This is a genomic window from Cellvibrio sp. ARAG 10.3 (genome assembly GCF_051846955.1).
Lineage (GTDB): Bacteria > Pseudomonadota > Gammaproteobacteria > Pseudomonadales > Cellvibrionaceae > Cellvibrio.
Window position 1 is genome coordinate 92,248 of the sequence record NZ_JBPYCU010000009.1, and the last position, 26,719, is coordinate 118,966.

24 protein-coding genes are annotated in these 26,719 nt (G+C 50.9%); 6 read left to right on the forward strand and 18 right to left on the reverse strand.

Translation table 11 applies throughout. The features are described from left to right. Positions 1-6: 6 nt before the first annotated feature. The 17 genes from lapB to flhA all read right to left on the reverse strand — a co-directional run bounded on the left by lapB (position 7) and on the right by flhA (position 18,744). Entirely contained in the window at positions 7-1,194 is a 1,188-nt protein-coding gene (lapB, locus tag ACSV5M_RS12830) for a lipopolysaccharide assembly protein LapB (RefSeq protein ID WP_439176633.1), read from the reverse strand. Between the two features lie 118 nt (positions 1,195-1,312). After that, positions 1,313-1,603 carry an integration host factor subunit beta gene (ihfB, locus tag ACSV5M_RS12835; RefSeq protein ID WP_087465817.1) on the reverse strand — a complete coding sequence of 97 codons (291 nt, stop codon included), beginning with the start codon at positions 1,601-1,603 and terminating at the stop codon, positions 1,313-1,315. Positions 1,604-1,783: 180 nt separating this feature from the next. Then, positions 1,784-3,463: a 30S ribosomal protein S1 gene (gene rpsA, locus ACSV5M_RS12840; RefSeq protein ID WP_439176715.1), complete on the reverse strand. Its 1,680-nt coding sequence runs from the start codon at positions 3,461-3,463 to the stop codon at positions 1,784-1,786. A 402-nt stretch (positions 3,464-3,865) separates the two neighbouring features. Further along, positions 3,866-4,255, reverse strand: coding sequence for a DUF2802 domain-containing protein (locus ACSV5M_RS12845; protein WP_439176634.1), 390 nt, complete (start codon positions 4,253-4,255; stop codon positions 3,866-3,868). Positions 4,256-4,277: 22 nt separating this feature from the next. Next, positions 4,278-4,763: a chemotaxis protein CheW gene (locus ACSV5M_RS12850; RefSeq protein ID WP_439176635.1), complete on the reverse strand. Its 486-nt coding sequence runs from the start codon at positions 4,761-4,763 to the stop codon at positions 4,278-4,280. Positions 4,764-4,860: 97 nt separating this feature from the next. After that, positions 4,861-5,721, reverse strand: coding sequence for a chemotaxis protein CheW (locus ACSV5M_RS12855; RefSeq protein ID WP_439176636.1), 861 nt, complete (start codon positions 5,719-5,721; stop codon positions 4,861-4,863). Next, positions 5,718-6,584: a ParA family protein gene (locus ACSV5M_RS12860; RefSeq protein ID WP_439176637.1), complete on the reverse strand. Its 867-nt coding sequence runs from the start codon at positions 6,582-6,584 to the stop codon at positions 5,718-5,720. Before ACSV5M_RS12860 ends, ACSV5M_RS12855 begins: the two co-directional genes overlap by 4 nt. A gap of 123 nt (positions 6,585-6,707) precedes the next feature. Next, positions 6,708-7,637, reverse strand: a complete 930-nt coding sequence (gene motD / locus ACSV5M_RS12865; protein WP_439176638.1) for a flagellar motor protein MotD — start codon at positions 7,635-7,637, stop codon at positions 6,708-6,710. Continuing rightward, the gene (locus ACSV5M_RS12870; RefSeq protein ID WP_439176639.1) at positions 7,637-8,377 is read right to left on the reverse strand and encodes a flagellar motor protein; all 741 of its coding nucleotides are present in this window, start codon (positions 8,375-8,377) and stop codon (positions 7,637-7,639) included. Before ACSV5M_RS12870 ends, motD begins: the two co-directional genes overlap by 1 nt. A gap of 1 nt (position 8,378) precedes the next feature. Next, positions 8,379-9,485, reverse strand: coding sequence for a protein-glutamate methylesterase/protein-glutamine glutaminase (locus tag ACSV5M_RS12875; RefSeq protein ID WP_439176640.1), 1,107 nt, complete (start codon positions 9,483-9,485; stop codon positions 8,379-8,381). 71 nt (positions 9,486-9,556) lie between these two features. After that, entirely contained in the window at positions 9,557-11,866 is a 2,310-nt protein-coding gene (locus ACSV5M_RS12880; RefSeq protein WP_439176641.1) for a chemotaxis protein CheA, read from the reverse strand. A 37-nt stretch (positions 11,867-11,903) separates the two neighbouring features. Continuing rightward, positions 11,904-12,707, reverse strand: coding sequence for a protein phosphatase CheZ (locus ACSV5M_RS12885; RefSeq protein WP_439176642.1), 804 nt, complete (start codon positions 12,705-12,707; stop codon positions 11,904-11,906). A 57-nt stretch (positions 12,708-12,764) separates the two neighbouring features. Next, positions 12,765-13,148 (reverse strand): chemotaxis response regulator CheY, encoded by a 384-nt coding sequence (gene cheY / locus ACSV5M_RS12890; RefSeq protein ID WP_087465826.1) that lies wholly within the window; start codon positions 13,146-13,148, stop codon positions 12,765-12,767. Between the two features lie 126 nt (positions 13,149-13,274). Then, positions 13,275-14,021, reverse strand: a complete 747-nt coding sequence (locus ACSV5M_RS12895; protein WP_439176643.1) for an RNA polymerase sigma factor FliA — start codon at positions 14,019-14,021, stop codon at positions 13,275-13,277. Between the two features lie 31 nt (positions 14,022-14,052). Beyond that, complete coding sequence (locus ACSV5M_RS12900; RefSeq protein ID WP_439176644.1) at positions 14,053-14,883, reverse strand: MinD/ParA family protein; 831 nt, start codon at positions 14,881-14,883, stop codon at positions 14,053-14,055. A gap of 131 nt (positions 14,884-15,014) precedes the next feature. Further along, positions 15,015-16,490, reverse strand: coding sequence for a flagellar biosynthesis protein FlhF (flhF, locus tag ACSV5M_RS12905; RefSeq protein WP_439176645.1), 1,476 nt, complete (start codon positions 16,488-16,490; stop codon positions 15,015-15,017). 37 nt (positions 16,491-16,527) lie between these two features. Next, positions 16,528-18,744, reverse strand: coding sequence for a flagellar biosynthesis protein FlhA (flhA, locus tag ACSV5M_RS12910; protein WP_439176646.1), 2,217 nt, complete (start codon positions 18,742-18,744; stop codon positions 16,528-16,530). A gap of 346 nt (positions 18,745-19,090) precedes the next feature. Between flhA and ACSV5M_RS12915 the strand changes: the two genes are divergently transcribed. The 6 genes from ACSV5M_RS12915 (at position 19,091) to ACSV5M_RS12940 (ending at position 25,621) form a co-directional block, all read left to right on the forward strand. Next, a complete protein-coding gene (locus ACSV5M_RS12915; RefSeq protein WP_439176647.1) occupies positions 19,091-19,396 on the forward strand; it encodes a hypothetical protein in 306 nt (101 codons plus the stop codon). Positions 19,397-19,439: 43 nt separating this feature from the next. Next, on the forward strand, positions 19,440-19,925 hold the full coding sequence (locus tag ACSV5M_RS12920; protein WP_439176648.1) for a GNAT family N-acetyltransferase: 486 nt from the start codon (positions 19,440-19,442) through the stop codon (positions 19,923-19,925). Positions 19,926-20,305: 380 nt separating this feature from the next. After that, the gene (locus ACSV5M_RS12925; RefSeq protein ID WP_439176649.1) at positions 20,306-20,596 is read left to right on the forward strand and encodes a hypothetical protein; all 291 of its coding nucleotides are present in this window, start codon (positions 20,306-20,308) and stop codon (positions 20,594-20,596) included. A gap of 36 nt (positions 20,597-20,632) precedes the next feature. After that, positions 20,633-24,100 (forward strand): hypothetical protein, encoded by a 3,468-nt coding sequence (locus ACSV5M_RS12930; RefSeq protein WP_439176650.1) that lies wholly within the window; start codon positions 20,633-20,635, stop codon positions 24,098-24,100. A gap of 19 nt (positions 24,101-24,119) precedes the next feature. Beyond that, the gene (locus tag ACSV5M_RS12935) at positions 24,120-25,037 is read left to right on the forward strand and encodes an RHS repeat domain-containing protein (RefSeq protein WP_439176651.1); all 918 of its coding nucleotides are present in this window, start codon (positions 24,120-24,122) and stop codon (positions 25,035-25,037) included. Next, positions 25,037-25,621, forward strand: a complete 585-nt coding sequence (locus ACSV5M_RS12940) for a hypothetical protein (RefSeq protein ID WP_439176652.1) — start codon at positions 25,037-25,039, stop codon at positions 25,619-25,621. Before ACSV5M_RS12935 ends, ACSV5M_RS12940 begins: the two co-directional genes overlap by 1 nt. 594 nt (positions 25,622-26,215) lie before the next feature. Here ACSV5M_RS12940 and ACSV5M_RS12945 read toward each other — a convergent pair. Next, complete coding sequence (locus ACSV5M_RS12945; RefSeq protein ID WP_439176653.1) at positions 26,216-26,692, reverse strand: DUF1348 family protein; 477 nt, start codon at positions 26,690-26,692, stop codon at positions 26,216-26,218. Positions 26,693-26,719 lie beyond the last annotated feature (27 nt).

Consider the following 26,719-nt stretch of genomic DNA (forward strand, 5'->3'; position numbering starts at 1 on the left):
CGTTTGTTATTCGCCAGCGACGCCCTTGATGATTTTGACGCTACCCCAGGTTTTACAGCCGGGGCAAAGCCAATGCAGGTGCGCTCCGGAAAAACCGCACTTGATACAGTGGTAAGCCGGTTTTTCGGCGATGACCTTATCAACCAACTGTTTCAGTAGCTGTAAATTTTCTTTCGCTTTACCTTCGGAATGCAGCAAGTGCAACTCCACCAAACGGTTCAACGCCTTGATTGAGGGCTTTCTTTTTAATTGCTCGGCAATAAAATCCGCTGCTGCATAATCATCTTGGGCCGCGCGTATCCTATCGGCAAGCTGTATCACCAGTTGGTTGGTTGGGTAACGTTCCAACCACTCTTTTAAGGTTTCTTGCAGTCCGTCACTATCACCCAACTGTTCGTACACATCGCACAATAATGAAAGTGTAATATTAATGCGCTCCGGATCTTGCTGGGGAACCATTTTTAGCGCGGCAAGCGCTGCTTCATAATCACTGTTGCGATAAGCCAATTCAGCAGTAATCAAACTTGCACGCACTGAATGTTTATCGAAAGCAACCGCCTGTTGCAGGTTTTGTCTGGCCGAGTCAAAATCCTTTTTCTCTATATCCTGAAGTGCCAGCTCACAGCAAAAGTGTGCCTTGGCTACCATCAGCTCCCGTGGTTCTTTGTCACCTTTTAAGCTGGATAACATATTGGCCGACTGGATGGCCTTGTCCCACTCTTTCTCATCCTGATAAATCTCGATGAGTTGTTCCAGCGCTTGCGGCGTGTAAAATGAATCCAGCTCAATCAATTCCTGGAATAAACTCTCCGCCCTATCAAGCAGCCCTGCACTGACATAATCGCGGGCAAGTTCCAGTTGTGCTTCGTGGTGCTGTTTACTGGTAAGCCCACGACATTCCAATACATTTTGATGGATCTTGATTGCCTTGGCTGCCTCACCTTTTCTGCGCATCATGTTGCCGAGCGCCAGGTGGATCTCCAGTGTTTCTCCGGTAACTTCAAGAGAGTCAATAAACTTATCAACGGAATTGTCCATTTGCTCGTTGAGCAAATAACTCATACCGCGGTAATAGCTATGGGCAAAGGTTTGTTTAAAGGCGTTACTGCGTTTTTGGTTAAGCCGCCAGCCAAGTAAAAAACCGGCTACCACGGCGAGAAGCAATATGAGCGATAAACCAAGCCCTTGCGTCATCATCTTACTCCGTGGAATTCACAACCGTCACAGCCAGAGAGGTTATTAACAAATAGCCATAAAATAAAAAAACGGCATACTCCTGGAGCATGCCGTTTCTTGAAAATTCGATCCAAGCCTAGTGTTGAATACTTTCATTAACACGATCACGCATTTCTTTTCCTGGCTTGAAGTGCGGAACATACTTGCCTTCAAGCATTACGGATTCGCCCGTCTTGGGGTTACGCCCCATCCGCGGCGCGCGGTAGTGGAGCGAGAAGCTGCCAAAACCCCGGATTTCAATTCGTTCACCAGACGCCAGGATGTCTGACATATATTCCAGTAACAATTTAACCGCCAGCTCAACATCGCGCATCGGCAGTTGGTTCTGTTTTTCAGTGATATATTCTATAAGTTCAGATTTGGTCATGGCCTGTGCTCTATGGAAGATAAAATCAGGCAAAACTTACTGCGTGGTCATCACCTACTTTATAGCGTAAAAATCCCGCTAACTCTATAAAAATTAAAGGCTTTTTATTAATAGGGTGTTACATAAGCGGGGGATATAACAACAATGGCTGCCTAAGGGCAGCCATTGTGTCATCAAAGATTACTCTTTGCTTTGCATTTGAGCCTTGATCAAGTCACCCAGGGTAGTCGGTGAAGCTTGGTCAGATTGCTTGTTGCTGTGCTCTTTGATAGCTGACTTCTCGTCATCAACGTCTTTCGCTTTGATAGACAGGTTGATGCTGCGATTCTTGCGGTCGACTGCAATAATCTTGGCTTCAACTTCGTCGCCAACTTTCAGGGCGTTGCGCGCGTCTTCAACTTTCTCGCGGCTCAGTTCTGAGGCTTTCAGTACAGCTTCAACGTCCGGCGCCAGGGTAATAACGGCAGCCTTGGCTTCTACTTCCTTAACGGTACCTTTAACGATGGCGCCTTTGTCGTTCTCAGTCACGTACTCAGAGAACGGATCAGCTTCCAGTTGTTTGATACCGAGGGAGATACGCTCGCGCTCAGGGTCGATAGCCAATACAACGGTTTCCAGTTCGTCGCCTTTCTTGTACTTGCGTACAGCTTCTTCGCCGGCTTCGTGCCAGGAGATGTCAGACAAGTGAACCAGACCGTCGATGCCGCCGTCCAGACCGATGAAGATACCAAAGTCAGTGATGGACTTGATTTTGCCGGTGATTTTGTCGCCTTTGGCGCAAGTACGGGCAAATGCATCCCATGGGTTTTCCTGACATTGCTTCAGGCCCAGGGAGATACGACGACGTTCTTCGTCGATATCCAAAACCATCACTTCGATCTCATCACCCAATTGAACCACTTTGGATGGGTGGATGTTCTTGTTGGTCCAATCCATTTCTGAAACGTGGATCAGACCTTCAACGCCCTCTTCCAGCTCAGCGAAACAGCCGTAATCGGTCAGGTTAGTAACCTTGGCTTTAACGCGTGCACCTTCGGGGTAACGCTTGGTGATTTGAATCCATGGATCTTCGCCCAATTGCTTGAGGCCCAGAGATACACGGTTACGTTCGCGGTCGAACTTCAATACTTTAACGTCGATCTCGTCGCCAACATTCACGATCTCGCCTGGATGCTTGATACGCTTCCACGCCATGTCGGTGATGTGCAACAGGCCGTCTACACCGCCCAGATCCACGAATGCACCGTAGTCGGTAAGATTTTTAACGATACCTTTAACCGCTTGACCTTCTTGCAGCGTGGACAGCAACTCATCGCGCTCGGCAGAGTTAGCTTGTTCCAATACAGCACGGCGGGAAACAACAACGTTGTTACGCTTTTGGTCCAGCTTGATAACTTTGAATTCCAGTTCTTTACCTTCGAGGTGAGTCGTTTCGCGAACCGGGCGAACGTCTACCAGAGAACCGGGAAGGAAGGCGCGGATGCTGGCCACGTCAACGGTGAAACCACCTTTGACCTTACCATTGATAACACCTTTGATAACTTCATCAGCACTGTGCGCAGCTTCGAGGATTTTCCAGGCTTCAGCGCGCTTGGCTTTTTCGCGGGACAGACGGGTTTCACCGAAACCGTCTTCTACACTTTCCAGAGCAACCTGAACTTCGTCACCAATTTGCAGGTTAAGCTCGCCTAATTCGTTGCGGAACTGCTCGGCGGGGATAACGCCTTCTGACTTGAGGCCGGCGTGAACAGTCACCCAGTCCTTGTCGATGTCAATCACTACACCGGTTACGATGGTGCCCGGCACCATATCGACGGTCTTTAAACTCTCTTCAAATAACTCAGCAAAACTTTCGCTCATGCTCATGGATGTACCTATTAAATGACCCAGAGTCCGCTATTTATATGGCTATAAACGGCCAAACCCTGCGATTACCGTACTGCCAGATATACGGGCCAGTTGATGATCGACATTGAGGACCTGAGAGCTGGCGCCAGCCGCTCAATGTCACTGCCAGGAATGGGTGAATGTTTGACGATTTACACATGTTCCAGCAAGCGGCGCAGGCTAGCAGATCCACCCTGGCAGATCAAGCGCTTAAGGCCGTTTCTCGCGGGTTTGGCAGGGGGTGCGGGACGGATGGTTTGGTGGGTTTCGGGAAAGCTTTGTCGGGTTACGCTTCGCTAACCCGACCTACATGAGTCCACCCCGTAGGTTGGATTAGCAAAGCGTAATCCGACACCTACAGGAATGGGGACAAGATTAGCGAGAAGCTTTTTGCATCATTTCCATAAGCGAGGCTTCGGCGCGGGACAGGCCGCAGCGGCGGGCCACTTCTTCGCTGCCGAGCCCCATCTTGAAAAGCTGCGCCGCCTGGGTGTAGGGCTGGAACTCGTCATCCGGGGTATCATCCGCGATGCGCGGCTTTTGTGCTTCGCTTTGCAAGCGCTTCTCCATCGCCAGCAACCGCTGGCCCATACCCACCGAGCCGGTATTGGCAATGGCGATGTCGCGCAACATACGTTGGTAGAGTTTTTCGTTAGCCTCAGCCTGTTTACGGATGCGTGTGAGACTGTAAAACGCGACAGCGAGTGCAATAAGGCTCAACGTCAGACACAGGATAAGTCCCGCTTCCAGTATCGATATCACCATTCAACCTGCCCTCGCCTCGTCATTAAAGATCGTCCAGTTCGGACCATTCTTCGCTGCTGAGCAGTTTGTTCAGGTCAATCAGGATCAGGAGTTCGTTGTTTTTATGGCACACACCCTGGATAAACTTGGCGCTTTCTTCGTTGCCGACGTTCGGTGCCATTTCAATCTCTGACTGGCGCAGGTATACCACTTCCGCCACGCTATCCACCAGAATGCCAATCACATGCTTATCGGTCTCGATGATCACGATGCGTGTGTTATCGGTAATCTCCCCGCTTTGCAGGTTAAATCGATGGCGGGTGTCGATAACCGTCACGACATTCCCGCGTAAATTGATAATGCCCAATACATAAGAAGGTGCTCCGGGTACCGGGGCAATTTCGGAGTAGCGCAGCACTTCCTGCACCTGCATCACGTTGATGCCGTAAGTTTCACCGTCTAGCCGAAAGGTGACCCACTGCAACACGGGATCATCGGCACTTTTATTGATTACGGTATTGGTTGCCATCTCGTTATCCTCTCAATGCGGCCCGCCGGCGCGCTTCATGTTCATAGACTATAGCCAATGATGAATTTTATGCCATCTTTCATTCCGTGCCGCTTTATCAGTGCGTCCGGATTGGTTGTTTGTGTCGGGGTGAATTTCGGTCGGCATCGATTAGCATCTGCCCGATCATCGGAATATCCAGCAACGCACACATATGATCTTTCACCGTTCCCGCTAACCAGGGTCGCTTGGTGCGCTCCGTCCGCCATTTCACATCGGTAGGCTTCAAGGTGATCGGTTGGTTGACCGAGTCGACCGCCAAGCCCCAAGGCACACCATCAATCGAAATGACGTACTTTGCGGTTTTGACAAAGTTCTCGTCATAGCGCTCGGGCATGACAAATTTGGCCGTATTAACGGTGCGCACTTTACCTGTCGGCGTCGGGAGTAATCCCATAAACCAGTCGGCCTGCCCGAATAAGGGCGTCAGCTCATCGGTCAGCGGTTGAATTTGCCCCAGGGCAATCAATGGCACAGCCAAGGTCAAACCGGACACCTGGAACAACAGCACATCAAAATCTTTCTGCGCCCACTGGGGCCGGCCGTTAGCCGCCCAAGCCAATCCTTCTACAGTATAGTGGCTTTCTTCCGGCGTGCCGGGATCAACGGCGGACGGGGTGATTTCCGCTACCACATCCGGAATGGCAACACTGTCTGGCTCGGACTCTAATGCCGGAGAAGCGATTTCCCACTCCTGAATTTCCGTTACTGGCGGAGCGATAACGGGCTCGGGAACAGGCCGGGAAGCCAGGACAGTTTGCGGACGGGCAGCCTGCAGCAGTTTCTCCAGTTTCTGTTGTTGCGCCAGATGTTGCGCCAGATCGGGTTCAGCGTAGCGAACCGGAGGCTTGTCTTCACCTGCCAGTAATTCATCAAAATAATGTTGCAGCGCTTCTTGCGGCGAATATTTATTGCTCATCCGGCACCTCTCGGTCCAAGGCCGGGCCGCCCAATGCTGGATCGCCCGAGCTCAGGCTGGACAAGTTCAGGTCCTGAAGAGGTCACTTGAGTAAGCCACGTTTGCTGCAACCATTTATAGAGTGAGCGATAAGCATCAACACCACGGGTCGAGGGATCGAATAAATGTGGCGGTACGCCGGCTTTGCTGGCATCGCGAAATTTCGTATCAACCGGGATGTGGCCCGCCCATACCTGATCGGGATAGGTGTTGCGAATGGTACGCAGACTGGTGATGGAGGCTTGGGTACGGCGATCATACATCACCGGCACGATGGAATATTCCAGGGCTTTTTTACGTGATCGCCCCATCATGTTCAGCGTATTTACCATGCGTTCAAGGCCTTTGAGCGCGAGGAATTCGGTTTGCACCGGAATCACCAGGTGCTGGCAGGCGGCCAGCGCATTTACCATCAACACGCCCAACAAAGGCGGCGTATCAATAACCGCGAGATCGTAGTCGTCGTAGACCTGCGCCAACGAACGGGAAAGCACCAGCCCCATGCCGTCTTGCCCGATGGCTTGACGCTCCAGGGTTGCCAGGGCGGTGGCAGAAGGCAGGATATCGATATGGGAAAAAGCCGTGGACTGAATCAGGGATTTCACCAGCGCGGGAGATAAATTGCTGCGCTCCTGAAAGAGTGTGAAGGTACTGCGCTCGAGTGTGTCGGGATCTTGACGAAAATAGCTGCTCAACGAACCGTGAGGATCCAAATCCAGCAATAGCACACGTTGGCCCTGCTCTGCGGCCAAACCGCCGAGCGCCACTGTGGTCGTGGTCTTGCCGACACCACCTTTTTGATTGGCTATGGTTAACACGCGCAAGCTGAATGATCCTCGTCAACGTCAATCGTTGTTCGTTTTCCGTCTCATCATACAGCAAAGCAAAGACTATGCCGTTGCACTTCTGACGCAGTCATCAGCGCAAATTCCGGGGTATTACTGTCGCTAATCTGCTTTCAATTGGGCCGCTTGATTTACGGCATCCGCCAGCGGATTTACTTGTCCAACCGCATTGCCCACCGCATTACCAAGAGGCTCGGCAAGTGCTGCTGGAGGTATCTCCCGCGCGCGTTCAAGTTGTTGATCTACAGGCGCACCGGGGCGCTCCATCTTCCGCCGGGCAATCATCAAGGCAACGCGACGGTTTTGTGCGCGCCCAGCCGGATGTTCGTTGCTCGCCACCGGTTGAAATTCACCGTAACCGACAGCTGAAAGCCGTTGGGGAGCTACACCGCGCGCCGCCAACAACTTCACAATGGCGCTGGCACGGGCGGAAGATAACTCCCAATTGCTTGGATAGCGTGTGCTGCTGATGGGAATGTTATCGGTGTAGCCTTCCACCTGAATCTGGTTTGGATAATCTTTGAGAATACTGGCGATTTCATCGAATATGGCCTGGGCCTGCAGACTGAGTTCAGCGCCCCCGGACGCAAACAAGATGCTGTCCTTAAGTTCAATCTGCAACCACAATTCGTTACTCGACACCGATACCAACTCATCATTAATCAGATCGGCAAAGCGCTCATTAACCAACGAGGAAATTTCCTGGAGCTGCTCGTTAGACGTTGATGCGGCGTCACCACGCCCCTCTTTAATATCAATGGCACTCGGATCGGGACTGAGCGCCGGCTCACCTACCTGGATCGGGTTAATGATTTTTTCAACAGGATTGCTGGAGGTGGTATCAGTCGTGATCTGGCGAGAGTTAAAGGCGTGCTCAAAGGTTTCGGATAATACGCGGTATTTACTCTGGTTGACCTGGGAGATGGAATACATCACTACAAAAAACGCAAACAACAGCGTGATAAAGTCGGCATAGGAAACCAGCCAACGCTCCTGATTAACATGTACCTCGGCGTGTCTGCGGCGGACCATTAATGTAAATAACCGTTTAGTTTCAGTTCAATGGAACGCGGGTTTTCACCATCAGCAATAGCGATGATGCCCTCAATCATTAATTCGCGGTATTGCGAACGCTCATTGATACACATGCGCAATTTATTAGCGATAGGAATAAACAACAAATTCGCCAGTGCCACACCATAAATGGTAGCGACGAACGCAACGGCAATACCCGGCCCCAACTGTTCGGGATCGGCGAGGTTGCGCATCACATGAATCAGTCCCATCACGGCGCCGATAATACCGATAGTAGGCGCGTAGCCGCCCATGCTTTCGAAAAACTTGATTGCGTCCAGATCGCGCTGCTCGTCGATAATCAGTTCGGCTTCCATAATGCGCCGAATAACTTCCGGCTCACTGCCATCAACCAGCAACTGCAAACCTTTGCGCGCGAAACGATCTTTTTCCGAATCAGCAATATGCTCCAACCCCAGCAGACCTTCCTTACGTGCAGCGTGAGCCCAGCGCACCAGCTTGCTGATACCTTCCTTGAAAGGATTGTTCGGCGGACGAAATACCCAGGGTAATACCTTCCAGGCGCGCTTCAAACTGTTCTTCGGCGTTTGCAACATGGCAGCGCCAAAAGTACCACCGATGACGATAAAAGCTGCCGGCCCGTTGATCAGTGATTGTATTGAACCACCTTCAATAAAATTGCCGCCGATCAACGCAGCAAATCCGATAATGACACCAAGAATACTGAGCACGTCCACGCTACATCACCTCGCGTACCAATCGTGGACCGATGTCTTTCAGACTCAACACCTTATCCGTTAACTGTGCCTTGGCCACTGCCATGGGCATCCCGTAAATAACACAACTGGCTTCGTCCTGTGACCAGATGGACGAACCCGCTTGCTTTAATAACCGCGCTCCATTGCAACCATCGGAACCCATACCCGTTAACACAATTCCCAGGACTTTATCGCCAAAGGTATTGGCCGCCGAACCGAAGGTGATGTCCAGCGACGGTTTGTAATTTACGCGATTATCGTCAGGTAGAATCTTGACGCAGCCACCGTTGCGTTTATCCAGCATCATTTGCTTGCCGCCCGGCGCCAACAACGCAAGGCCGGGTTGCAATACATCTCCATCAACCGCTTCGCGCACGCGAATTTTGCACTGACGATTTAACCGCTCGGCAAATGCCTTGGTGAAGTTTTCCGGCATATGTTGAACCAGTACAATGGGTAAAGGAAAATTCTGCGGTAAGCCCGTCAACACTTCACTTAATGCAACCGGACCACCGGTAGACGCACCGATCACCAGTAGTTTGGGAGCTTTTTTCAAGCGGTAATTATCCGCTGTGGCACTGGCGACTTTCGGAACCGGCGCTACCGCTTTAGGCGCGGATACGGGCGTAACCGGGGCGACGCTGCCAATCGAGGATGGACGCGTCGGCGCGCTGACACCAGAGCGATACCCATGGCGCCCCAGCGTCAGCAAACGTTCGTGCAATTTTTCTTTTAACGCACTGGAATTACGTGAGACTTCCGCAAAATCTTTGGGAATAAAATCCATTGCACCCGCCGCCAGAGCATCGAGTGTAATGCGCGCGCCCTCATAGGTCAGCGAAGAAAACATCAGGATAGGAACGGGGCGATTGGCCATGATGTGCTTGACAGCAGTGACACCGTCCATCACCGGCATTTCAAAATCCATGGTGATGATATCGGGGCGCAACTCCGCCGCTTTTTCGACGGCTTCGCGCCCGTTGCTGGCAATGCCGATGACCTGCAAATCCGGATGCTGACCAATAATTTCCTTCAGCCGAAGCTGAAAGAAATTGGAATCATCGACAATCAGCACCCTCAATGGCATGAACAATACTCCGCAACGTCATACTGTGTAACAGCATCCGTTGCATTCAATAAATGTGATGGATAGTTGACTTAGTTGTGTCCCCAGGAGTTGGTGCCCCGCGCGTAGCGGCGCAACAAACCGGGCACATCGAGAATCAGGGCAATGGTGCCGTCACCGGTGATGGTTGCACCAGCCATACCGGGAGTCCCTTGCAACATTTTACCCAGCGGTTTGATCACGACCTCTTCCTGACCGATGAGTTGGTCAACCACGAAACCAACGCGACGTGTACCGACGCTGACGATGACGACATGGGCCTCCGTTTGCAAGCGAATATTTTCTGTGCCTTTTACCAGCCATTGTTTCAAATGAAACAAGGGAATCGCCTGGTCGCGGATGGCGATACATTCCTGCCCGTCCACCACATGGCTTTTACGCAAGTCCATATGGAAGATTTCATTCACACTCGCCAGCGGTAACGCGAAGGTCTGTTGGCCCAGCATAATCATCAGGGTCGGCATAATCGCGAGGGTCAGCGGTACCTTGATGACCAGACGAGTGCCCTTGCCCACAGTCGATTGAATTTCGATGGAGCCATTCAGTTGCGAAATCTTGGTTTTCACCACGTCCATGCCCACGCCGCGACCGGACACATCTGAAATTTCTTTTTTGGTGGAAAAACCCGGCGCAAAGATCAGGTTATAGGCTTCGGTATCCGACAAACGATTGGCTGTGTCTTCGTCAAACATGCCGCGCTCGACAGCAATCTTGCGCAACTTGACCGGGTCGATACCAGCGCCGTCATCGGCGATCGACAGGAGGATATGGTCGCCCTCTTGCTCTGCCGACAAAATAATTTGCCCCACCCGCGGTTTACCATTGGCTTCGCGAATATCCGGCAATTCAATACCGTGGTCCACCGAGTTGCGTACCAGATGCACCAATGGATCAGCAAGCGCTTCAACCAGGTTTTTATCGAGATCGGTCTCTTCACCGACCAGATCCAGATTGATTTCTTTTTTAAGGCTGCGCGCCAGATCGCGCACCACACGCGGAAAGCGGCCGAACACTTTTTTGATCGGCTGCATACGGGTTTTCATTACCGAGGTTTGTAAATCAGCGGTTACCACATCAAGGTTGGCCACCGCTTTGGCGAGGGCTTCATCCTGGGAACCACTGCCCAAGCGCACCAGGCGATTCCGCACCAATACCAGTTCGCCTACCATATTCATGATGTCGTCCAGGCGTTGGGTATCCACACGCACGGTGGTTTCAACAGCTGGCGGCGTACCGGCGGGATCTTTGTCTAACACCGGCGCAACGGCAGCAGTTTTGGCCGGTTCGGATTTTGGCGTTGCCGGTTTGGCGGCGCCAGTGGCCGGCGTTGATTTTGGTGCGGCTGGCGTGGGCGCATTGGCGGCTGCCGGCGTTTTCCCGGCTGGGCTCGCAGCGGGCGCAGCCTTGGTAGGCGCTTTCCCTTTGCCATGCAGTTGATCAAGCAGAGCTTCAAATTCGTCTTCAGTAATCAGGTCAGCATTACCTGAGGCCGATGCAGGCGCCGGGGAGACTGTTGCTGCGTTGTTTTTTTCGGATGTAGCCGGTTTTGCCAGCGCCGCGTTATCGGGCTTGGCGCTTACTTGGGCACCCGCCGGACCTTTGCCTTTACCATGCAGCTGGTCGAGCAAGGCTTCGAACTCATCGTCAGTAATATCGTCGCCGCTCGTGGTTGTCGCGGCGGGTTTAGCGGCAGCCGCCGCTGTGGGCAAACTATTACCCGCCGGACTTTTACCTTTGCCGTGCAGTTGATCGAGTAAAGCTTCAAATTCATCTTCGGTGATGTCATCTGATGCCGACGCAGCCGGTGTACTTTTAGCGGCCGGATTATCGTCTGCGATGGCATTCAGCAGTTCTTCAAATTCTTCGTCGGTAATATCACCTTGCGCGGCGGTATCGACTTCTGTCGGCTCGGCCGTTGATGGGTCGGCGGACGCCTCTGCTTCGGCAAGATCCTCGCAGGAAACCAGACGCTCCAAGGCAGAGATCAAGGCGGGATCGACCGGGGGCAATTCTTCGCGTTGGGACACCAGTTCAAATTGCTGATTTACCGCATCCAGGGCTTGCAAGACCACGTCCATCAGTTCCGGCGTGACGGTGCGTTTGCCATTGCGCAGGATGTCGAACAGGTTTTCGGTGACGTGGCAGCAATCCACCATAGGGGTTAATTGCAAAAAGCCCGCACCGCCCTTAACGGTATGGAAACCGCGGAAGATCGCGTTCAATAAATTGTTATCGTCCGGACGTTGTTCCAGGTCGACCAATTGTTGCGAGAGGCGCTCCAAAATCTCGCCGGCTTCCACCAGGAAGTCCTGAAGAATGTCCTCGTCGTCACCAAAACTCATTCATCAACCCTCTGCAACTTGAGTTGCACACCCCAAGTTAAAAACCCAGACTCGACAGTAAATCATCGACTTCATCTTGTCCGGAAACCACATCCGCCCGCCCGGTGGGATTAATCTGCGGGCCTTCTGCTTCTACTTTGCGTTTTTGGATCAAGGCTTCCTGCTCGGACTTATCGGCACCGGTAGCCAAGCCGGTAATTTCTTCCACTTGCCCTGCAATACGCACCAGGCTAACCAAATCCTGTTCTACTTCATTAATCAAACCGATTACGCGTTTTAATACTTGCCCGGTTAAATCCTGAAAGCCTTGTTCAAGAATAATTTCCTGTAAATTACGCCCCAGTTGTTCAGTACCGGTAGCCATCTGGGCAAGGAAATCATCCATTCGCCCATAGAGAACTCGGAATTCGTCCGGTGTCATCTCGCGGCGTTTCAAGCGCGCCCACTGATCGCGCAACACGCTGGCTTCCTGACCGAGGTTCATCGCAATCGGAGCCGCTTCGTCCACCATGTCCATAGTTTTTTCAGCGGCTTTTTGGGTCAGTTCAATAACGTAATTCAACCGGTTGGACGCGTCGCGAATCTCCGAAGACTCCACCTTGGGTGGCTCTTTGGTCAGGTCCGCATCCACATGAAAATTCACGATGGCGTTGTGCAGTGCGCGGGTTAGGTGACCGACGGATTGGAAGATGTGTCGATCACGGGACTCAAGCATGGCGTGAATTAATTGCGAGGCATCTTCAAACTGATTACCTTGCAATTTTTCGGTCAATAATTTCGCGCACTCTTTCAACTCAGAAATGAATTCTTCATTTTGGTGCAGCTGAATCTCTGAAGCCATCACAACGCCTTATTGTCTATTTCGCATTGTCATTCGAATCCTGTTGCGTTGTGTCAATTAGCCGACACGCTCGAAGATTTTTTCGATTTTTTCTTTCAGGGCCTGGGCCGTAAACGGTTTGACCACATAACCATTGACGCCAGCCTGGGCCGCCTCAATGATCTGATCACGCTTGGCCTCGGCTGTCACCATCAGTACCGGCAGGGCCGACAGTTTTTCATCCGCCCGCACGGCGCGCAGCAAATCGATGCCGGTCATACCCGGCATATTCCAGTCGGTAACCAGAAAATCGAAATCGCCACTCCTCAACATCGGCAGTGCGGTAACCCCATCATCAGCTTCATGGGTGTTGGAAAACCCCAGATCTCTGAGCAGATTTTTGATAATCCGTCGCATGGTCGAAAAATCATCGACTATCAGGATTTTCATGTTCTTATCCAATGCAACCTCCGTCTACCCATGGCGGGAATTTCATTTACTTTTAGTCTAGTCGCTGTTATTGCAGTAGCCAGTTTTTCTCCGGTTTTCTGCTGCGGCGCGCCAAAGTACCGGCAAAATATCGGCCGGTCAATCATTGCTGCGCCACTCGGCCATGCGTGCACGCAAGCGCAGGGCTGCCTGGCTGTGGATCTGGCTGATGCGCGATTCGCTCACACCGAGCACCTGCCCGATTTCTTTTAAATTCAATTCTTCATCGTAGTACAACGCCAGCACCAGACGCTCGCGCTCAGGCAGTTGGGTTATCGCCTGGGCCAGCGAACGCTTTAACGCGTCGCGCTGGATACCTTCAAGGGGACTGGCGAACGCGCTGCTGGATTCGCTCGCATCGATATTGCTGTCTTCTTCACCAAAGGTTTCTTCGTAACTGAACAGGCGGCTGCAACTGGAGTCTTGCAGCATGGCGAAATACTCTTCGACAGGAATACCCAGTTCATCCGCCACTTCAGTATCGCGCGCATCGCGACCGGTGCGCGCTTCAACCGTGCGTATCGCCTGGGCAATAAGACGGGAATTACGGTGTACCGAACGCGGCGCCCAATCGCCCCGGCGCATCTCATCGACAATCGCGCCGCGAATACGAATACCCGCATAGGTTTCAAAACTTGCACCGCGTGAAGCATCATATTTTTGTGCCGCTTCCAGTAGACCGATCATGCCGGCCTGGATCAGATCGTCGACTTGCACACAGGCCGGCATGCGCACCATCATGTGATAAGCAATTCGTTTGACCAGGGGCGCATAATCTTCAACACAAATCTGATTAGCGTGTTGCTTCGTTTTATCGTACATGGCTAATCCATCGACTGCGGCCATACTGATTACCTTCGGTGACTACCAGCCCGCATTACGCACTGCGAGCGTTGGCGGCAAGCAGCAAACGTTCAACAAAAAATTCCAGGCGCCCGGTGGGTGCACTGGGCAACGGCCATTGGTCCACCGCCTTGGCCAAACTGCGAATCGCAAGTGCGGCTTTGCTGGTCGGGGCAAATTCCAGCAGGGCTTTTTGTTTCTGTACCGCTTTGCGTACATTTTCATCAAAAGGAACGTGCCCCAGATATTGCAGGGTCACATCCAGAAATTTTTCACACACGGTATTGAGTTTAGTAAACATATGGCTGCCTTCCTGGGGCGTGCGTGTCATATTGGCGACAACCCGGAAGCGTTGCATGTCATATTCTTTATTGAGCAGCTTGATCAATGCGTAGGCGTCGGTAATAGAGGAAGGCTCGTCGCACACCACAATCAGCACTTCATTGGCGGCCCGCACAAAACTGACCACGGTGTCAGAGATGCCGGCGGCGGTATCAATCACTAACACATCGACCTGATCACTTAATTCATTAAAGGCATTGATTAACCCGGCATGTTCACGGGAGCTGAGTGAGGCCATGTGCTGCACGCCCGATGAAGCGGGCACAATTTTGAGCCCCTGGGGCCCGTTCACCAGCACATCGCGCAGACTGTGGGTACCCGCCAGCACATCGGCCAGCGTGTGGGTGGCTTTCAGACCGAGCAGCACATCGACATTGGCAAGCCCCAGATCCGCATCCAATAACACCACCCGACGGCGCAACTCAGCCAGGGCAATACCCAGATTGACGGAGATGTTGCTCTTGCCCACCCCACCCTTTCCGCCGGATACCGCGATGACTTGTACGGGTCGCATTTGACTCATGGATCGACTAACTCCAGCTTCTCGTTGTATTCACGTAAGGGTTGCTCAGGGTTCCGACGGGTGACCATCAGTATAGTTACTAATATTCAAGGTGGCGCATTAATTACTTATTTTCACAAAGCGACCCGCTTTTAATGACGGATCGCTCTTTGCCCGGCCTGCTGACGCAGCATGGCAGCCGCTTTTGATACCAGTTGGTGGCCACGGGCGACCTGGATGTCCCGGGGAATATCCTGACCATCGGTAGTATAGGCCACGGGTAAGCGGCTCTGCATAATTACGCCCAGCGCCTCTCCCATACTGGCGGTTTCATCCAGTTTGGTTAGCACACAGCCTTTCAAACCCACCGCGCCATAGGCGTGAATCGAGGCTTTAAGCATTTGCTGCTGGCTGTTGGTAGACAACACCAGATAACTTTTTACCTGGGGTTGTTCTGCCAGGGCTTTGAGTTGTGCCTTCAGATGCGGATCGCCATGGCGGAAGCCCGCCGTATCAATCAGCACCAATGAATAGTGACGCAGGCTGTGCAGCACCTCCTCAAGGGTATTGTTTTCATCCACCACCTTTACCGGTACCCGCAAGATGCGACCAAACGAACGTAACTGGTCGTGGGCCGCAACGCGGTAGGTATCGGTGGTCACCAGCGCGACTTTATCGGCGCCGTGTTGCAATACATAGCGGGCCGCGAGTTTGCCGATAGTGGTGGTTTTGCCAACCCCGGTCGGGCCGACAAACGCGAAAACACCACCCTGCTCTACGATATCTTTACCCATGACCGGCATCTGATGGGCCAGCTTGGCCAAGGCGTCGGACCAGGCATCCGCCAGCTTGCGGGTTGGTTTGCAGCTGTGCAGCACCTTGGCAACCGCCTCGGCGGGTAAACCGATACGCTCCAGTCGACGACCCACACTGGACAATACCGGCGAGCCCTGGGGTGCCGGGGTTCCGCCGGTGATGCGGTCCAATTGTTGTTCCAGCAAAAACCGCATATCGGCCAATTCAGCCTGCAGTTCAGAGAGCTGGATCTGCTCCTGGTTGATCATGGGTTCGGGCCTGGAAAACAAGTCGCTGGCTTGCGGTTTGGATGTGCTGACCGGCGCTGGCTCGTCATCAATTAGTGGGTAACGTTCGGCGGCGGTGAGACGCGGCTTGTTCAGCGTCGCCGTGTCGCTGTTTATTGCAGCTACGCCCGGTGCTTGCCGGGGAATGGCGGCATTGACCTTGGGCTGTTTGGCCACCAGGAATTCTTTGGCGGAGGCTTCGGCGTTACGGCTGGCCAGCATGCGCAGGCGCGCACGCTCGATCTCATCAGCCAGTTCTTTACCGGTTTTGCCGGAGGCTGGGCCGCGCGCGGTGCTACCCAGGCTTTTAAATGCGCCGAGGATATCCTCTGCCGGTGCTGGCGCGGGCTCCTGAACCAGCGGACGCGTTGGCGCTGCCGGCTGCTGCAAGTGTTGCAATTCGGTATCGCTGGCCAGCGTGGTCAGTATCTCCACGCCTTCTGCCGTGCGGTTGCTGGAGAGAATGATCGCATCCGGCCCCAGCGCCTGGCGGACCAGCTCCAACGCACGACGCATATCAGCAGCAACGAAACGTTTGACTTGCATAACTCTTCTCCTCGCCCGTGGTTTGAGCGGTTAACACTTACCTTTTATCAGCACCGACAGTGGCATCGATGGTGATTTGTTTGTTGTCGGGAATCTCGGTGTAAGCCAGAACCCGCATATCCGGCACGCTGTGGCGCACAAAGCGCGACAACATCATCCGCAAGGGCGCAGCAACCAGTAACACCAGCGGTTTGCCTGCCATTTCCTGCTTCTGCGCCGCTTTTACCAGCGACTGTTGTAAGCGATCTGCCAGCCCCGGCTCGATAAACGCACTGTCATCGGCGCCGGCTTTTTGTGCCTGCTGAACGGTACTCAGCAATAACTGTTCCAACGCCGGCTCAAGCGTGACAACCGGTATGTTTTGCTCGGCTCCCACGATGTTTTGCACAATCTGGCGGGACAGCGCCACCCGCGCCAGGGCAGTCAAAGCGGCGGGATCTTGACTCTTGCCCGCCCCCGCCGCCAAGGCTTCGGCGATGGAGCGAATATCGCGAATCGGCACCCGTTCGCGCAGCAGGTTTTGCAGCACCTTGAGCAGCACATTCAAGCTGATGGTGTTGGGCACCAGCTCTTCCACCAACTTGGGCGAGGATTTGGCGAGCATGTCGAGCAGTTTCTGAACGTCTTCATGGCCGAGCAATTCGTGGGTATGTTGTTGCAGGATCTGGTTGAGGTGGGTGGCCACTACAGTGCTGGCATCCACCACGGTATAGCCCAGGGTCTGCGCCTGTTCTTTCTGACCGGCACTGATCCATACCGCTTCCAGGCCAAAAGCCGGATCTTTGGTCTTGATACCATCGAGTGTGCCGAATACCTGGCCGGGATTGATCGCCAGATCGCGGTCGGGATAGACCTCGGATTCCGCCACCGCCACGCCCATCAAACTGATGCGGTAGCCATTGGGCAAGAGGTCGAGGTTGTCGCGGATATGGACGGTAGGAATCAGGAAACCCATCTCCTGGGAGAGCTTTTTGCGGACACCTTTAATACGGCCCAACAACTCGCCGCCCTGGTTTTTATCGACCATGGGAATCAGGCGATAGCCTACTTCCAGGCCGATCACATCCACCGGCTGGACATCATCCCAACCCACTTCGGCAGGTTCTGCCGAGGGCGGTAAGGACGCCACCGGGCGCGGCGTCTCTGGCGCAGCGCCCCCCGTTGCCGGCGTCTTACTGGTGCTGCCGGAACGACTGCCAGAGGGAATAAAGCTGTTGTCTTCTACGGGGGTCGGCTGCTGACGCTTCCAATGGATGAAGTAAGCCAGCCCCCCGGCCAGTAAACCTAACCCCATAAACGCAACATGCGGCATGCCGGGGATGGAACCCATCAAAAACAAGATCGCGGCGGCAATTGCCAGGGCCTTGGGTGACGCAAACATCTGGCCGGTAATCTGCGCGCCCATGTCCTCGGCGGTGTTAACCCGGGTAACCAGAATGGCCGCCGCAACTGACAATAAAAGTGATGGAATCTGGGCGACCAGACCATCGCCGATGGTCAGCAGCACGTAGATCTCCATGGCCCGGCTGAATTCCAGATCATGCTGCAGCATGCCAATACTCAAGCCGCCGATGATGGTGATCACCATGATCAAAATACCCGCGATGGCATCACCGCGCACAAACTTGCTCGCACCGTCCATCGCGCCATAAAAATCTGCCTCTGACGCAACTTCCTTGCGGCGCGTGCGCGCTTCGTCCTGATCGATCAGGCCCGCGTTGAGGTCTGCATCAATGGCCATTTGCTTACCGGGCATTGCATCCAGGGTAAAACGCGCGCTCACCTCGGAAATCCGCCCGGCGCCCTTGGTCACCACCACAAAATTGATGATCATCAGGATCAGGAACACCACAATACCCACCGCGTAATTACCGCCGATCACCACCTCGCCAAACGCCTGAATCACCTTCCCCGCCGCATCACCACCCTCCTGCCCCTTCAACAGAATCACGCGCGTAGATGCCACGTTCAATGACAGACGCAACAAGGTCGCCACCAGCAAAATCGTGGGAAACGCCGCAAAATCCAGGGGACGCAAGGCATAGATGGTCACCATCAACACGACAATGGACAACGCGATGTTGAAAGTGAAGAAAGAATCCAGCAGAAATGCCGGCATGGGCAGGATGATCATGGCCAGCAACATCAGCAACAGGATAGGAACACCCAAGCTGCCGCGCCCCAACCCACGCAATTGACCCCATGCCGCTTTCCGGTCGGTATTGCGCAGTTGAGTGAGAGAAGGAAATGCCATAGTGTACGGATTCTTGACGGTTAAGGGCCTTTGGGGGCTCTATCGCAAAAAGCGTACCGATGTTGAGGAAAGATCTTCAATCCGTCTTTTTCGCCAACGCGCTATGAAGCAAGGACAAACGATGAGAACCGAACTTATTCAATTTAAAAGCTTGGTAGAGCTGCGTGACTATATAAAGCAATTCGACGGGTTTCGGGCAAGGCCCATTCGCAAAGGCGAACACCCAACGCTCTACCGTGAGGCTGATGTACTTAATGCTAATACTCATGGCGTGCGATGCCGGGACTATCTCTCTGCTTTGGGTCGCTGACCGGATGCAAAAGATTGAATCTGGAGGGAAAGCACTGTGACATTTAAGCCCTATCACTACGCTTATATAGACGACTTTCTTCGCTACTATGCTTCGTCGCTGGGTTATACCGATGTCATCCGGATTCTGGATAATGGGATTGCCACGGAGCAAGACGCCAAAGTGTTTTGTGACTTTATTCCTGTTGTTCTGGATCAGCGCCTTGCCGATGAAGAGTCGGGAAAAATAGCCCCACTTGGAAATGGTAGCGCGATAATTTCCGATTTACATTACGAAGCTGGCTCATTTGTGTGTGATGCAGGATATGAGCCTATTTGGGAAGCCATGCTTGAGGAGTTATAGAAACAGCAGCAAAGCGCTCTTCACTAACTGCTGCGAGGGATGTATGAACGAAGACAAATTTATAAAAATCCTAGCAACTGAGTTTTTTACAGGTGAGCCCGACAAGGCTCACCAATATGATGCCTCTAAAGGAACAGCACATCCGAATATCATAATCTGGAATGGCGAGCAAATCGGGTGTATGGCCGCAGAATGGCCGACCGACTGTGTACCCGGTTTTGTCCAACTTGCCTATTTATACATCTATAAATCCGGACAGGGGCTAGGAAGTGTGATTTTACGGCGTCTTTGTGAATTAGCTGACGAATTGCAGTTGGAAATTACACTTGATGCTGTACCGCAAAAACCATCCGAAAGCTCTATACCCCAAGAGAAGCTCATTAATTGGTATCAAAGACATGGTTTCGTTCTTTCAGAAATTAAAGGGTCACCCTGTATGACAAGAAAACCCTTAGTTCCCCTATCTCATCCCCTTGCTCATCATGCTTCGCCGCTGTGTGAAGCAGAGAAAGGCTTTAGCGAATGTTAGACGGATTCGCTGTGTCGCAAGGCAATTAGTCTGTCTACTATCTTTCGTTCATTAGATCAATTCAAAGATACCCATTGCATCTCCATTCAACAATGACATTCGCTGTACCTACGGCTGATTCGTCGTCTAATTTCTCCTCGTGTCTTAGAATAAATTTATCACTCATAACAGATATTTTTCCAATCGAGTTTTTAAAACAAATGATTTGGCACCTGGCTTTGCGAATCACGGCCGAAGGTAGGGGGTTATAAATAGGAAAACAAAATTTAACATTTATTACTATTTTTTATGTGCTAGCTTTCCTTCGCTGTAGCCATTTTACCAGCAGTACTTGGCTTCCTTATTTGGTATTTACATACATGGAATAAAGGAGAGAAGGTATGTCGAAAATAAAACGCGCTGTTATTTTGATAGGAGTTTTATCCACTGTTGGTGGACTGTCCTATGCAGGAAAACATATCGCTTATGGATTTCATCCTGAAGAGGCGAAATCTTTAGGGGTCCCGCCCAAAAATCTCAAAAAACAAAACAGTGTAACGCACGCTGAAAGTTTGCAATTTAATCATATCTCCGCCCCACCAGCGCTTCGAAAGCCGGACGAGCTCGCACTCCGACCGCTAGATCCAATAGAGCAAAAGGCGCTTGAACGAAAAAGCCGTCACGCACATTAATTTTTAAATAAATTCTTTTCCTTCAAGGAGTTTCATATGAAGACTCTCGGCTATCTATTGCTTTCGGTTTTGCTTGTGAGTGCTAATCAGGTACTCGCTAACACGATCCGTGATTACTATGAAGAACCTGGGATCAATCCTTTTAAAAACCTTTCTAATCAAGATTTTATTGAGAACGTCGATACTTTTTCAGGAATGTTGCAAGTAGGTCTAACGTCAATTCATATTCCCGGCAACGGTGGCTTTGATCTTAGTGTCCTCCATTCATATGCAACGCCCACCGTTGGTGTTGAACGCACAGCTTATGGTTATGGTTGGAATGTACATTTTGGCAGGATCGTCGTTAATGCAAGTGACGCCACCAAAATTTGTACTCAAAATCTTTGGGCCGTTACGACAGCGGATAACCCCTCATTAGAATTGCCTGATGGCAGCCGTCAGCTCCTCGTTCTAGCTAACAGTCATAGCCCCTATCTAATCACCAAAGAATGGTGGTCAGCAGACTGCGTGGCAGGAGATGTGATAGTAAAAGCACCTGATGGAACTCAATATCACATGGATTACGTTCATGTCGTAGGCGATGTGCACAGCATTTATGCTACCTATATCGAAGATGCCAACGGCAACTCAATGACGATAGATTATGTGACCAACTCCGCTGGTTTTATCTACATTGATAACATTACAACGAGTGATGGGCGCTCTGTAGCGTTTTCTTATGATGACATCACTACGGGCGATATTCGTTTGTCGGAAATTCAGGCTAACGGACAAGTATGGGAATTTGATTACGTGTTCCCTGGTAATGTCCTGAATCCTCCACCGCAATTGTCTCGCGTCACCCGACCAGACAATCTTGATTGGGTATTTCATTATAAACCCACCTATATAAGCGCTAATCCAGGTGAGCTTGCAATACAAAAAATTACTTCACCTTTCGGTGGGGAGATTGAATACACCTACGACTATGTGTTTTATGGCACTGCATTGTGGAACTCAACAACGACAGTAGTTACTACAAAAGAAACCAGCGGCCCTGGCATCGACCCAGGCGTATGGACCTACAATTATGTACCAGGGCATTCAAGCGGAACAGGGTATGATGAGACTACTATTTATACACCTGATGGTATTCAGCAACACTATCATTATGGTTACACCTCCGTAGGTAGCGGTAACGTCTGGGCGACAGGATTAAAAGCGGCAGAACGCTTATACACTAATACTGGTAGCGTTATTGAGCAGATTCAATACAACTACACGGCGTTACAAGTTTCCACCGAAAACTTCTGGCACGGGCGTGATAACTTACGCGTTGATTCCGCAACTTATATTCCGCTTTTATCTGAACGCATTCACTACCGTGAGTCACGGGGCACAACGACAACCTATTCCAACTTCACCAGTTATGGTGACCCACAAACGGTCATTGAAACCTCCACGACGACAGGCGCATCAAACCGGGAAAAATCCTATGTATACAGCAATGATCCGTCTCGTTGGATCTTAGGGTTAGTGTTAGAGGAGGAAATAACGCGAGTTACTGATGCGCCCGTCGATACCTGGTTGAATGAATACACCTACGATGTTAATGGCAATATGTTGACCGAGAGCAAGCTGGGTATCGTGACGACCTATACCTACACGTCGGAAGGGGACGTCAGTACAGTCACTGACGCAAACAATAACACCACAACGTATAGCAATTATTATCGTGGCATTGCTCGTTCTGAGTTGTTGCCGGAGGGTGTTTCTATTAGCCGCACCGTAAATGGTAGCGGTACCTTAGCCAGCGTCACTGATCCCAGAGGTTATGTTTACAGTTACACATGGGATTCGTTGAATCGAATTATCGGGATTGACTATCCGATCAATGCAGATGTCAATGTTGACTATTTTGCTGACCGAAAGGAGCTCACTCGCGGGAACTTTAAAGAAACGATCACGATGGATGGATTTGGTCGCGAACTGAATGTGAAGCGAGAAGACGTTGTGACGCTTGACTCGATTGAAGTCACCAAAACGCGCGACAGCTTGGGAAGGGTGGTTTTCCAAAGCTATCCAAACAGCACGAACGGCACGACCACGGAGTACGACGAATATAACCGCGTTGTTCGGGAAGTTCACGCTGATGGCGCTGATAAAACCTACGCTTATCCTAATGCAAGTGACGTAATCGTTACAGACGAAAATGGTCACGTGACAAGCCGGCGGTATGATCACATAGGGACGATGTCGGGCTCAGAGGAGCTAGCTGCGATTTATTCGCCTGAGACCATTAATACATTGATCGCGAGAAATGGTATTGGACAAATTTGGCGAGTGTTTCAAGGAGCCGCGCAGTCCGGTGGTGGCACTTTAGGCCTGGCGCGTTATTACCGTCACAACAGTAAAGGCTTCTTGGTAGAAGAAGAAAATCCGGAAACGGGAATTACCGTGTATACCTACGATGCTATGGGTAACATGCTCACGAAAGAGATAGGTAGCAGCGGCATTACAGAAACCTTTACATATGATGATTTAAATCGCCTGGATACCGTTAGCTATTCTGATTTAACGCCTGGCGTGACCTATCAATACGACGATGCATCCAATGTTATTAATATCGATAACGCTCTTGCAGAGCGGGTCTATACCTACGATCAAAATGGCAATCTGACAGGGGAATCATTACTCGTGGGCGGCCGTGAATATGAAATAGCTTACGGCATTGATTCGCTTGATTTTGTTAACACCGTTACCTACCCCAGTTCACGCGTCGTGACGTATAACACCAATGCGTTAGGGCATGCAACGACAGCAGCGCCTTATATCACTCAGATAACCCATCACCCTAACGGTATGCCGGCACTGATGAGCTTGGCAAACGGTCTTTCTACGAGCTATTCACAGGACGTGCGCCAGCGGCTCAGTAATATCAACACCGGCAATATTAGCGGGGCTATCGTAGATCTCACCTACAGCTACGACGATGGCTTTAACGTGACATCGATAACAGATGGGATAGGCACTCTTCATGACCGAACGTTGACCTATGACGACATTAACCGATTATCGACCGCAGCAGGACTATGGGGTAACGAAACACTCACTTACGACGCCTTGGGCAACATTGAAATTCGGGATCGCAATGGTATCTACCAAGAGTACTACTACAACAACATGCTGTTGACACACCGAGTATTCCCTACGTATTTCTTGAGTGTAACGCACGATGATCGAGGGAATGTCACCAGTGATGGGATTAATTATTTTGATTACAGCGGTAACGGACGTTTAACCACGGCCTATGTTGGTACAGCCACCATTAATTATCAATATGATGGTGCCGGTATGAGAACGTTACGGTCGGATGCCACCTCAACAACCCACTATCTTTACACCAAAACCGGCTTGCTCGTGGGTGAATATAATCCCGCTGGTGGGTTTGATGAGTATGTGTATGTAGGTACCAAACCTGCTGCGAAGATCAATGAAGATACTGCCATCGTTGGCGTACCCTGAATCTCACGGAGGATAAAAGATGAAAACTTTACACTTCATTGTAATGACATGTCTGCTGATGTTTGCAACGTCAGCGAATGCTGTTGAACAGATCATTTATTATCATAGCGATGCCGCAGGCTCACCGATTGCCGCCACAGATGACTCTGGAAATTTATTATGGAATCAAGCTTATGATGCCTGGGGATCACCCATTCCCAGCCCATCCGGTGATCCAAGAGGCTTTACCGGAGCATCGCGTGATTTAGATACTGGATTATCTGACTTGCAAGCCCGGTGGTACAGCCCAGAGCTTGGGCGCATGCTGGCTATGGACCCTGTCAGCTTCCACGAAGGAAATATTCAAAGCTTTAACCTTTATGCCTATGGGAATAATAATCCCTTTAGGTATGAGGACCCAGACGGAGAGTCGCCTTTAGAAGTATTTACTGAAGGTGTTCCAGCGTTCGGAAAGTCACTTGGGGCCTGGGGTGCGATTATCGTAGGTCGATATACGGACAATTGGGCGTTGTACTACGCGGGGCAAGATGGGTTAAACGAGCTTCGAGCAGACAACATCGCTGCATTGGCTGCGTCTGCTGCACCGCCGGGGAGCAGCACTGTAGCAAGAATCGCAAAGCAAACCGACAAGCTAAGTGACAAAATTAGCTTGCCTGAAAAGCCAAGAATGAGGGTGCGAGACGCTACAAACCCAGGCGCCAAGGAACAAAATTATGACGTAGACTGGACCATGGACCAGTTTAATAGGCATCTATTGGATAACGGCTTCGACGTGGAGACACGCAACACCAAAAAAGGACCAGTTTATATATTCTCTAGAGGTGGAAAAAAGCAATATACCACAAGGGGATTCTCTGATAGCACTGATGGTCCTACAGGAGAGATATTTCGAGATTCTAAAAAAGTGGTAAAAATTCGGTTTAAAAAGGAGGGGTAATGCAATTCATCACATCAGAAGCGGAATTCGAAAGCATCGTTTCAGAAGCAGAAAAACTTGTTAACATATCTACAAGTTTCCCGGACGCGCTTTTGCGTCCGGGTTCGGATAAGGAGATTTTTTTGACTTTTGACGAGCTCAGAATGAGTCTTTTCTTTAATCATCTTCAGAATTTTCTTCGTGCCATAGATGTTTCTGATTTTATCTATGTAGTTTTAGATCCCTCGCCAGATGAATACGGTGTCGAAAGAATCGAAAAATTTAAAGCTCTGAAGTCGACATTGAGCGACACGGAGGAGGATTTTCTTAACGCATTAAATGAGTACGCGGGAGGGGGTAGACCTGATTGCATCATGGATGATTCGAATCGAATATTCGTTTCAACAATGAAGTATGACTGGTGCATCCTCGGCGATCGAGACAGTGACTTAGCATTTTGTTACTTTTCGACGCCGCATTTGCGTAACTCGTTTAGAAAGGCTTACGGGTCAGATATATTGAATGCAGAGACAGCGATTAATTATGCATGGCCGTTGAAATCGAATCCTGAATTGCGAGAACAATTTGTCGCGAATTATCTTTAGAATACTCATTTCGTGGAAAGATCGAAGGTTCAACACAGTATCGAGTGTTGGTGCTAAATTTCAACATGCTTTCCCAATATTAATAACCGCCTCCGGGCGGTTTTTTTATTTTCCAAATGAGGCTTATCAGGTCTTCCAATAGGTCTTCTTAATTGTTCAACCTGATTTAGCTTCTCAGCAAGGGTTGCTTTGGCTTCTTGGTTGGACGACATCCACTGCCTAGGCCGAGCAGTTAATATTGGTTAGGCGTGCCCATTTGATAGCGGGGCTTCAGCCATCAGTTCGAAAGTATCAAATCGAAGCATTAAACCCCAAGTGTGAGCGTTGATAGCTGGCTTGATTTAACTTACGGTAACCAAAATTCTATAAATTGCGTATATAAATGAGCACTGATATTAGATTAGATAGCCAAACACAAGCTCAGCTTATTTTTAACCAAATAATTAACCAGATGATCCACTTCATTATTTAATAAGAACTCCAAATCGTTTTTTGGTATAACATCCACATTAAAAGCATCGCACCAACCAAAATAGTTGTTATGATCCGCGAAAATTATATGTAAAAACGTAATACGAAAACATTCCGCTACAGCTACAACCCCAATTCAGAAAGCCCCGGATGCGCATCAGGACGCCTTCCCAGCGGCCAATGAAACTTGCGCTCCGACGCCGCAATCGGCAGATCATTGATCGACGAAAAACGATTCGTCATTAATCCCTCAGCGTTAAACTCCCAATTTTCATTTCCATAGGAACGAAACCAATTGCCGGAATCATCATGCCATTCATAGGCATAACGCACCGCAATCCGATTATCAGTAAATGCCCACAATTCTTTGATCAAGCGATACTCCAACTCCTTGCGCCACTTACGCTCCAGAAATTGACGCGCTTCTTCGCGGTTGCTGACAAACTCCGCGCGATTGCGCCAGCGGGTATCCAGGCTGTAGGCCTTGGCCACTCGCTCTGCATCGCGACTATTCCAACCATCTTCCGCCAAACGGATTTTTTCAATAGCACTCTCGCGAGTAAAGGGAGGCAAAGGTGGGCGAGTTTCGGTAACCGACATAGCATTCTCCTCAACGCATTTATAAAA

Excerpts from the sequence above, each read along its gene's own strand:
- flhA (WP_439176646.1), bottom strand. The coding sequence starts at position 18,744 with ATGGCATTTCCTTCTCTCACTCAACTGCGCAATACCGACCGGAAAGCG.
- ACSV5M_RS12875 (WP_439176640.1), bottom strand. The coding sequence starts at position 9,485 with ATGCCATTGAGGGTGCTGATTGTCGATGATTCCAATTTCTTTCAGCTT.
- ACSV5M_RS12850 (WP_439176635.1), bottom strand. The coding sequence starts at position 4,763 with ATGGCAACCAATACCGTAATCAATAAAAGTGCCGATGATCCCGTGTTG.
- ACSV5M_RS12855 (WP_439176636.1), bottom strand. The coding sequence starts at position 5,721 with ATGAGCAATAAATATTCGCCGCAAGAAGCGCTGCAACATTATTTTGAT.
- motD (WP_439176638.1), bottom strand. The coding sequence starts at position 7,637 with ATGGTCCGCCGCAGACACGCCGAGGTACATGTTAATCAGGAGCGTTGG.
- flhF (WP_439176645.1), bottom strand. The coding sequence starts at position 16,490 with ATGCAAGTCAAACGTTTCGTTGCTGCTGATATGCGTCGTGCGTTGGAG.
- ACSV5M_RS12895 (WP_439176643.1), bottom strand. The coding sequence starts at position 14,021 with ATGGCCGCAGTCGATGGATTAGCCATGTACGATAAAACGAAGCAACAC.
- ACSV5M_RS12920 (WP_439176648.1), top strand. The coding sequence starts at position 19,440 with ATGAACGAAGACAAATTTATAAAAATCCTAGCAACTGAGTTTTTTACA.
- ihfB (WP_087465817.1), bottom strand. The coding sequence starts at position 1,603 with ATGACCAAATCTGAACTTATAGAATATATCACTGAAAAACAGAACCAA.
- ACSV5M_RS12945 (WP_439176653.1), bottom strand. The coding sequence starts at position 26,692 with ATGTCGGTTACCGAAACTCGCCCACCTTTGCCTCCCTTTACTCGCGAG.
- ACSV5M_RS12880 (WP_439176641.1), bottom strand. The coding sequence starts at position 11,866 with ATGAGTTTTGGTGACGACGAGGACATTCTTCAGGACTTCCTGGTGGAA.
- lapB (WP_439176633.1), bottom strand. The coding sequence starts at position 1,194 with ATGACGCAAGGGCTTGGTTTATCGCTCATATTGCTTCTCGCCGTGGTA.
- ACSV5M_RS12935 (WP_439176651.1), top strand. The coding sequence starts at position 24,120 with ATGAAAACTTTACACTTCATTGTAATGACATGTCTGCTGATGTTTGCA.
- ACSV5M_RS12845 (WP_439176634.1), bottom strand. The coding sequence starts at position 4,255 with ATGGTGATATCGATACTGGAAGCGGGACTTATCCTGTGTCTGACGTTG.
- rpsA (WP_439176715.1), bottom strand. The coding sequence starts at position 3,463 with ATGAGCGAAAGTTTTGCTGAGTTATTTGAAGAGAGTTTAAAGACCGTC.
- ACSV5M_RS12930 (WP_439176650.1), top strand. The coding sequence starts at position 20,633 with ATGAAGACTCTCGGCTATCTATTGCTTTCGGTTTTGCTTGTGAGTGCT.
- ACSV5M_RS12900 (WP_439176644.1), bottom strand. The coding sequence starts at position 14,883 with ATGAGTCAAATGCGACCCGTACAAGTCATCGCGGTATCCGGCGGAAAG.
- ACSV5M_RS12885 (WP_439176642.1), bottom strand. The coding sequence starts at position 12,707 with ATGGCTTCAGAGATTCAGCTGCACCAAAATGAAGAATTCATTTCTGAG.
- ACSV5M_RS12940 (WP_439176652.1), top strand. The coding sequence starts at position 25,037 with ATGCAATTCATCACATCAGAAGCGGAATTCGAAAGCATCGTTTCAGAA.
- ACSV5M_RS12925 (WP_439176649.1), top strand. The coding sequence starts at position 20,306 with ATGTCGAAAATAAAACGCGCTGTTATTTTGATAGGAGTTTTATCCACT.